Source organism: Phycicoccus flavus (assembly GCF_004025965.2).
Taxonomy (GTDB): domain Bacteria; phylum Actinomycetota; class Actinomycetes; order Actinomycetales; family Dermatophilaceae; genus Phycicoccus; species Phycicoccus flavus.
Map to the genome: position 1 here is coordinate 57,719 of NZ_SAYU02000016.1, position 6,996 is coordinate 64,714.

Below are 6,996 nucleotides of genomic sequence, written 5' to 3' on the forward strand. Positions count from 1 at the left end.
CAGGATGAGCGCGATGTCCATCCGCCTGCCCTCCCGTCGGGACCGCGGCTCGGCCGACGGCTGCCGGGGTCCGGTCCGGGTCGACCGGCGCACGAAGAACCTCACCAAGCGGCTCCGGCCGGGGGACGTCGCGGTCATCGACCACCAGGACATCGACCGGGTCAGTGCCGAGGCGCTCGTCGCCTGCCGGCCGGCCGCCGTCGTCAACGCCGCCGCGTCCATCTCCGGGCGCTACCCCAACCTCGGCCCCGAGATCCTCGTCGCCGCCGGGGTGCCGCTGCTGGACCGGGCCGGCCCCGACGTCATGGCGCTCAAGGAGGGCACCCCCGTGCGGCTCACCGAGGGCCGCCTCCTCGCCGGGGACGAGGAGGTCGGCGACGGGCGGCTGCTGGACCGCGACGCCGTGCAGGAGGCGATGACCCGGGCGCGGGCCGGGCTGTCGGCCGAGATCGAGGCCTTCGCCGAGAACACGATGGACTACCTGCGCAAGGAGCGCGAGCTGCTCTTCGACGGCGTCGGCGTGCCGCAGATCGACACCGACCTCGACGGCCGGCACGTCCTCATCGTCGTGCGCGGCTACCACTACAAGGAGGACCTGGAGATCCTGCGGCCGTACATCCGCGAGTTCAAGCCGGTGCTCATCGGCGTCGACGGCGGAGCGGACGCGCTCATCGAGGCCCGGCACACCCCGCACCTCATCGTCGGGGACATGGACTCGGTGTCCGACGGCGCGCTGCGCTGCGGCGCCGAGATCGTCGTGCACGCCTACCGCGACGGCAACGCCCCCGGGCTGGAGCGGGTGCGCTCGCTCGGGGTCGACCCGGTCGTCTTCCCCGCCACCGGCACGAGCGAGGACGTCGCCATGCTCCTCGCCGACGACAAGGGCGCCACGCTCATCGTCGCCGTCGGCACCCACGCCACCCTCGTCGAGTTCCTCGACAAGGGGCGCTCGGGGATGGCCAGCACCTTCCTCACCCGGCTGCGGGTCGGCGGCAAGCTCGTCGACGCCAAGGGGGTGAGCCGGCTCTACCGGACCCGCATCTCCTCCTTCAGCATCCTCCTCATGCTCGTCGTCGGCGTCTTCGCCCTCGGCGCGGCGATGTGGTCCACGGACGGCGGCCGCGCCATCCTCGAGGTCATGGCCGCCTGGCTCGACGACCTCGTCGCCGCCGTCGCAGGGGTGTTCACGTGATCGACTTCCGCTACCACATCGTCTCCATCGTCTCGATCTTCCTCGCGCTGGCCGTGGGCATCGTGCTCGGCGCGGGGCCGCTGCAGGGCGAGATCGGCTCGACCCTCCAGGGCGAGATCGCCTCCCTGCGCGACGACAAGGCCGAGCTCAACAGCCAGGTGGCCACCGGCCGGACCGAGCTGGAGCAGCGCGACGCCTTCCTCGCCGCGATCTCCCCGCGGGTCGTCGCCGGAGCCCTCGAGGGACGCACCGTGGCCGTCGTCGTCCTGCCGGGCGCGGACGCCTCGGTCGGGGAGTCCGTCGTCACCGCGGTCGGCGACGCCGGGGGCCGGGTGGCGTCGACGACGTCGGTGGCCGCCGACTGGGTGTCCACCGACCCGACGGTCGAGGCCGCCCGCAACGAGGCGGTGCAGCAGGCCGCGGCGACCTCGGGCGTCGACCTCTCGGGGGCGCAGGGCCCGCCCCGCGACGCGCTCCTGGCCGAGCTCCTCACCCGCTCCGCGCCGGCTGGGGACAGCGGGCCGGACGACACGACCGCGCGGGCCGGTCTCGCCGTCCTCGCCGACGCCGGGCTGCTGTCGGAGGACGCCGAGCAGTTCACCCGCGGCGAGCTGGTCGTCGTCGTGTCCGGCGCGGTCTCGGACGGCGACGAGCAGGCCCGCACGGCGGCGGCCGAGGCCTGGGTGACCCTCACCCGTGCCCTCGACACCCGCTCGCGCGGCGCGGTGCTCGCCGCCGACGTCGGCAGCGAGTCCGACGGGGTCTCCGTCCTCACGACCCTGCGCGGTGACTCCGACGCCACCGCGTCGGTCTCCACGGTCGACGACGCCGCCGACCCCATGGGGACCGCGAGCGTCGTGTTCGCGCTGCGCGAGCAGGACGGCGGCTCCTCCGGTCAGTACGGCCTCGCGCCCGGCGCCGACGCCGCCTTCGCCCCGGTCCCGGGCACGTGACCGTGGGGCGGGACCTCGCGGCGGCGGTGGTCGCGGCGGGCGGCTCCGCGCTCGCCTCGCGCGTCCTCGTGCGCCGGGTCCGCGCGCCGCGGTGGACGCGCACCAACCACGCCGGCGCCCCGGTGACCCTGCTGGAGGGGCCCGCCTGGCTCGCGGGCGGTGTCCTCGGCGCCCTCGTCGCCGGGCGGCCGGCCGCCGCCGGAGCGCTGGCCCTCGTCGGCGCCGGCGCCTTCGGGACCCTGGACGACCTCGCCGGCGACGGGTCCGCCAAGGGCCTGCGGGGCCACCTCGGCGCCGTCGGACGCGGCGAGGTGACCACGGGCGCCGTCAAGGTCGCCGGGATCGGGCTCACCGGTCTGCTCGCCGCTGCCCTCGCCGACCGCGACCGCCCCGACGTCGGGGCGCTGGACACGCTCGTCGCGGGCGGCGTCGTCGCGGGGGCGGCCAACCTCGCCAACCTGCTCGACCTGCGCCCCGGACGGGCCCTCAAGGCGACGGTCCTCGCCGCCACGCCGCTGCTGCTGGCCGGCCGGCCCGGCTCGGCCTCGGCGGCCGCCGCGCTCGGGGCCTCCCTGGGGGTGCTGCCGGAGGACCTCGCCGGCCGGGCCATGCTCGGCGACACCGGCGCCAACGCCGCCGGCGCGCTCGTCGGCGCCGCCCTCGTCGCCCGCGCCGGCCGGGCCGGACGCCTCGTCGCGCTGACCGCGCTCGCCGGGCTCACCCTCGCCTCCGAGCGGGTGAGCTTCACCGCGGTCATCGAGGCCACCCCGGTGCTGCGGGACCTCGACGCCTGGGGACGGCCCGCCCGATGACGCGTCGACGCGCCGCGCTCGGGATCGCGGGCGCGGCGGGGCTCATCTCCGCCGTCACCCTGCTGGCCCGGGTGGCCGGCTTCGGGCGGGTCCTCGTCTTCTCCGAGGCGGTGCGCGCCGACGGGGTCGGCAGCATCTACCAGGGCGTCAACGCGCTGCCCAACGTCGTCTTCGAGGTCGCCGCCGGCGGCACGCTCGCAGCGGTCGCCGTGCCGCTCATCGCCCACCGGCTGGGCGCGGGGGAGCGGGAGCGCGCGGACCGGCTGGCGTCGGTCCTCCTCACCTGGACCCTCGTGGCCCTCGTGCCCCTGGGGCTGCTGCTGCTCCTCCTCGCCGAGCCGGTGGTCGGCTGGCTGGTCGAGGAGCGCGACCCGCGCTCGCTCGCCGTCGGGACGACCCTGCTGCGCATCTTCGCCCTCCAGGTCCCGCTCTACGGGCTCGGCATCGTCCTCACCGGCCTCCTGCACGCCCACCGGCGCTTCCTCCTCGCCGCGCTCGCCCCCCTGATGTCCTCGGTCGTCGTCCTCGTCAGCTACCTCTGGTACGCGGCGATCGTCGACGGCGAGACCTCTCCCGCGGCCGTGCCCGACCGGGCCGTCGCCGTGCTCGGCTGGGGGACGACGCTCGGCGTGGCGGTGCTCTCGCTGCCGCTGCTCGTCCCCGCCCTGCGCACCGGCTGGCGCTGGCGGCCGGCCCTGCGGCTCGAGACCGACGACCGCCGCCGCATCGGCCACCTCGCCGGCGCCGGCGTCCTCGCCCTCGTGGGCCAGCAGGGGACCGTGCTCGCCACCCTGTGGCTCGCCTACCACTCGGTCGACCGCGGGGTCACGGCCGTCTACACCTACGCGCAGGCGGTCTACCTCCTGCCCTACGCCGTCGTCGCCGTGCCCATCGCGCAGAGCACCTTCCCGGCCATCGCCCTCGGCCACGCCGGGGGCGCCGACACCCGCGCCACCCTCACCCGCTCGCTGCGGGCCGTGCTCGTCCTCACCGGCGTGGCCGCCGGGGTCCTCATGGCCGCCGCCCCGGCCATCGGGGCCTTCTTCCGCATCCTCGACGCGAACCGCGGTCCCGAGGGCGCGAGCCCGGCGGCCCTCGCCGCGCTGCCCGGGGCGGTCCTCGCCTACGTGCCGGGCCTCGTCGGCTTCGGCCTCGTCGCCCTGCTCACCCGGGCGCTCTACGTCCGCGGCGCCCCGATGGACGCCGGCGTCGCGACCGCCGCCGGCTGGGCGGTCGCCGCCCTGCCGCCGCTGCTCGTCGCCGGCGGCGGGGCGTCCGCCGACACCGTCCTGCGGGTCCTCGGCGTCTTCTCCACCCTGGGGATGACCCTCGCCGGGCTGTCGCTCGTCGTCCTCGTCCGCCGGGCCTGGGGGCCCGAGGTGACCCGGGGGCTCGGGCGCACGACCGGCGCGGTCGTCGTCGCGCTGGCCCTCGCGGTCGGCGTCGGGGACCTCGTCTCGCGCCAGGGCACCTACGACGCGCTGCTGCCGACGCTCGGCTGGGGGATCGCCGCCGGGGCGGCCGCGCTGGCCACAGGTGTCCTCGCCGTGTTCTACGGTGACCGGACGATGATGGGCGAGATCCGCGACCGGGGGCGGGCGCGGCGCCGGGAAGGGGGCGGACGGTGAAGGTGCTCCTCGTGCTCGGGACGAGCGCGGGCGGGGTGGGGAAGCACGTCCAGGGGCTCGCGCGGCTGCTCAGCGGCGCCGGTCATGACGTCGTCGTCGCCGGTCCGCCCGCGGTCGCCGACACCCTCGACCTGCCCGGTCTCGTCGCCGTCGTCCCCGTCCCGGTGGGCGCCCGGCCGCACCCCGTGCACGACGCCCGGGCGCTCGCCACGCTGTCCGCGGTGGCCCGGGGTGCCGACGTCGTGCACGCCCACGGCCTGCGGGCGGGCGCGCTGGCCGTGCTGGCCGCCGCCCGCGGCGGCGTCCCCGTCGTGGTCACGGTGCACAACGCCCCACCCACGGGCCGCGGCCTGGCCGCCGTCTACGCCGGGCTCGAGCGGATCGTCGCCCGCGGGAGCGCGCTCGTCCTCGGCGTCTCGGCCGACCTCGTGACCCGGATGGAGCACCTCGGTGCCCGCGGCACCGGCTTCGCGGTCGTCCCCGCTCCGGCGCCCCGCCTGCCCACCGCGGACCGCTACGCCGTCCACGCCGAGCTCGGCATCGACGCCCGCACCCGCCTCGGCGTCGTCGTCGGCCGGCTCGCACCGCAGAAGGGCCTGGACGGGCTGCTCGACGCGCACGCCGAGCTCACCGACCTCGACCTGCTCACCGTCGTCGCCGGGGAGGGTCCGCTGCGGGCCCGGCTGCAGCGGCGGATCGACGTCGAGGGGCTGCCGGTCCGGCTGCTCGGCCGGCGCGACGACGTCCCCGACCTGCTGACCGCCGCGGACGTCGTCGTCTCCAGCGCCCTGTGGGAGGGGCAGCCGGTGTGGCTCCAGGAGGCGCTGCACGCCGGGGCCGCGATCGTCGCCACCGACGTCGGCGGCACCGGGGCCGTGCTCGGCGACGCCGGCATCCTCGTGCCGCCCGGCGACCCGGTGTCCCTCTCCCGCGCCGTCCGCGACGTCGTCACCCACGGCGGCGTCCGCGACGACCTGCGCTCCAAGGCCGTCGAGCGGTCCGGGGAGCTGCCCACCGACGCCGACGCCCTGGCCGCCGCCGAGGGCGCCTACGCCACCGTGCTCGGACTGCTCTGAGCAGGCGTCCACCCCCGGTGCGGCGTCCCGGGCGACCCCGACCGATGACGTAGAGTGGAGGCCCGTGGTGCTGCAGACGAAACAGATCTTCGTGACCGGAGGCGTGGCCTCCTCGCTCGGCAAGGGGCTCACCGCCTCCAGCCTCGGGCACCTGCTCCGGGCGCGGGGGCTGCGGGTGACGATGCAGAAGCTCGACCCCTACCTCAACGTCGACCCCGGGACGATGAACCCGTTCCAGCACGGCGAGGTCTTCGTCACCGACGACGGCGCCGAGACCGACCTCGACATCGGGCACTACGAGCGCTTCCTCGACGTCAACCTGCGCGGCAGCGCGAACGTCACCACCGGCCAGGTCTACAACCGGGTCATCCAGAAGGAGCGGCGCGGGGAGTTCCTCGGCGACACCGTCCAGGTCATCCCGCACATCACGAACGAGCTCAAGGAGCGGATGCGGGCCCAGGCGGCCGGCTCCCCGGGCGTCGCGGACGCGGACGCGCCGGACGTCATCATCACCGAGATCGGCGGCACCGTCGGCGACATCGAGTCCCTGCCCTTCCTCGAGGCCGCCCGCCAGGTGCGCCACGACCTCGGCCGCGACAGCGTCTTCTTCCTCCACGTCTCGCTCGTGCCCTACCTCGCCCCGAGCGGTGAGCTGAAGACCAAGCCGACCCAGCACTCCGTCGCGGCGCTGCGGCAGGTCGGCATCCAGCCCGACGCCCTCGTCCTGCGCGCCGACCGGGAGATCCCGGAGTCCATCAAGCGCAAGATCAGCCTCATGTGCGACGTCGACAACGAGGCCTGCGCCGCGGCCGTCGACGCGCCCAGCATCTACGACATCCCCAAGGTGCTGCACCGCGAGGGCCTGGACGCCTACGTCGTGCGCCGGCTCGGGCTCGTCTTCCGCGACGTCGACTGGACCCGGTGGGACACCCTGCTGGAGCGGGTGCACCGGCCCGAGCACGAGGTCGAGGTCGCCCTCGTCGGCAAGTACGTCGACCTGCCCGACGCCTACCTCTCGGTCACCGAGGCGCTGCGGGCGGGCGGCTTCCACCACGACGCCCGGGTCCGCATCCGCTGGGTCACCTCCGACGACTGCGACACCGACGCCGGGGCGCAGCGGGCGCTCGGCGGCGTCGACGCCGTGCTCGTGCCCGGCGGCTTCGGCGTGCGCGGCATCGAGGGCAAGGTCGGGGCGCTGCGCTGGGCCCGCGAGCGGGGCGTCCCGACGCTCGGCATTTGCCTCGGCCTCCAGTGCATGGTCATCGAGTACGCCCGTACCGTCGCGGGCATCGAGGGCGCGAGCTCGACCGAGTTCGACCCCGACACCCCGCACCC

Annotated in this window: 6 protein-coding genes; all 6 read left to right on the plus strand. The window is 76.2% G+C overall.

Translation table 11 applies throughout. The features are described 5' to 3' along the window. Positions 1-13: 13 nt before the first annotated feature. Positions 14-1,192 (plus strand): putative cytokinetic ring protein SteA, encoded by a 1,179-nt coding sequence (gene steA / locus EPD83_RS06950; protein WP_128366832.1) that lies wholly within the window; start codon positions 14-16, stop codon positions 1,190-1,192. Continuing rightward, entirely contained in the window at positions 1,189-2,145 is a 957-nt protein-coding gene (locus EPD83_RS06955; protein WP_164896416.1) for a copper transporter, read from the plus strand. Before steA ends, EPD83_RS06955 begins: the two co-directional genes overlap by 4 nt. Then, on the plus strand, positions 2,142-2,957 hold the full coding sequence (locus tag EPD83_RS06960) for a hypothetical protein (RefSeq protein WP_128366830.1): 816 nt from the start codon (positions 2,142-2,144) through the stop codon (positions 2,955-2,957). The genes EPD83_RS06955 and EPD83_RS06960 overlap by 4 nt, the downstream gene beginning before the upstream one ends. Continuing rightward, a complete protein-coding gene (murJ, locus tag EPD83_RS06965) occupies positions 2,954-4,585 on the plus strand; it encodes a murein biosynthesis integral membrane protein MurJ (RefSeq protein WP_165566396.1) in 1,632 nt (543 codons plus the stop codon). The genes EPD83_RS06960 and murJ overlap by 4 nt, the downstream gene beginning before the upstream one ends. Next, positions 4,582-5,661: a glycosyltransferase family 4 protein gene (locus EPD83_RS06970; protein ID WP_165566397.1), complete on the plus strand. Its 1,080-nt coding sequence runs from the start codon at positions 4,582-4,584 to the stop codon at positions 5,659-5,661. Before murJ ends, EPD83_RS06970 begins: the two co-directional genes overlap by 4 nt. A gap of 64 nt (positions 5,662-5,725) precedes the next feature. Further along, positions 5,726-6,996 (plus strand): CTP synthase (locus EPD83_RS06975; protein ID WP_128368613.1); only part of this gene is annotated, 1,271 nt, incomplete at its 3' end.

What these genes read in the sequence shown, in the direction of transcription:
- steA (WP_128366832.1), top strand. Translation starts at nt 14, where the DNA reads ATGTCCATCCGCCTGCCCTCCCGTCGGGACCGCGGCTCGGCCGACGGC.
- murJ (WP_165566396.1), top strand. Translation starts at nt 2,954, where the DNA reads ATGACGCGTCGACGCGCCGCGCTCGGGATCGCGGGCGCGGCGGGGCTC.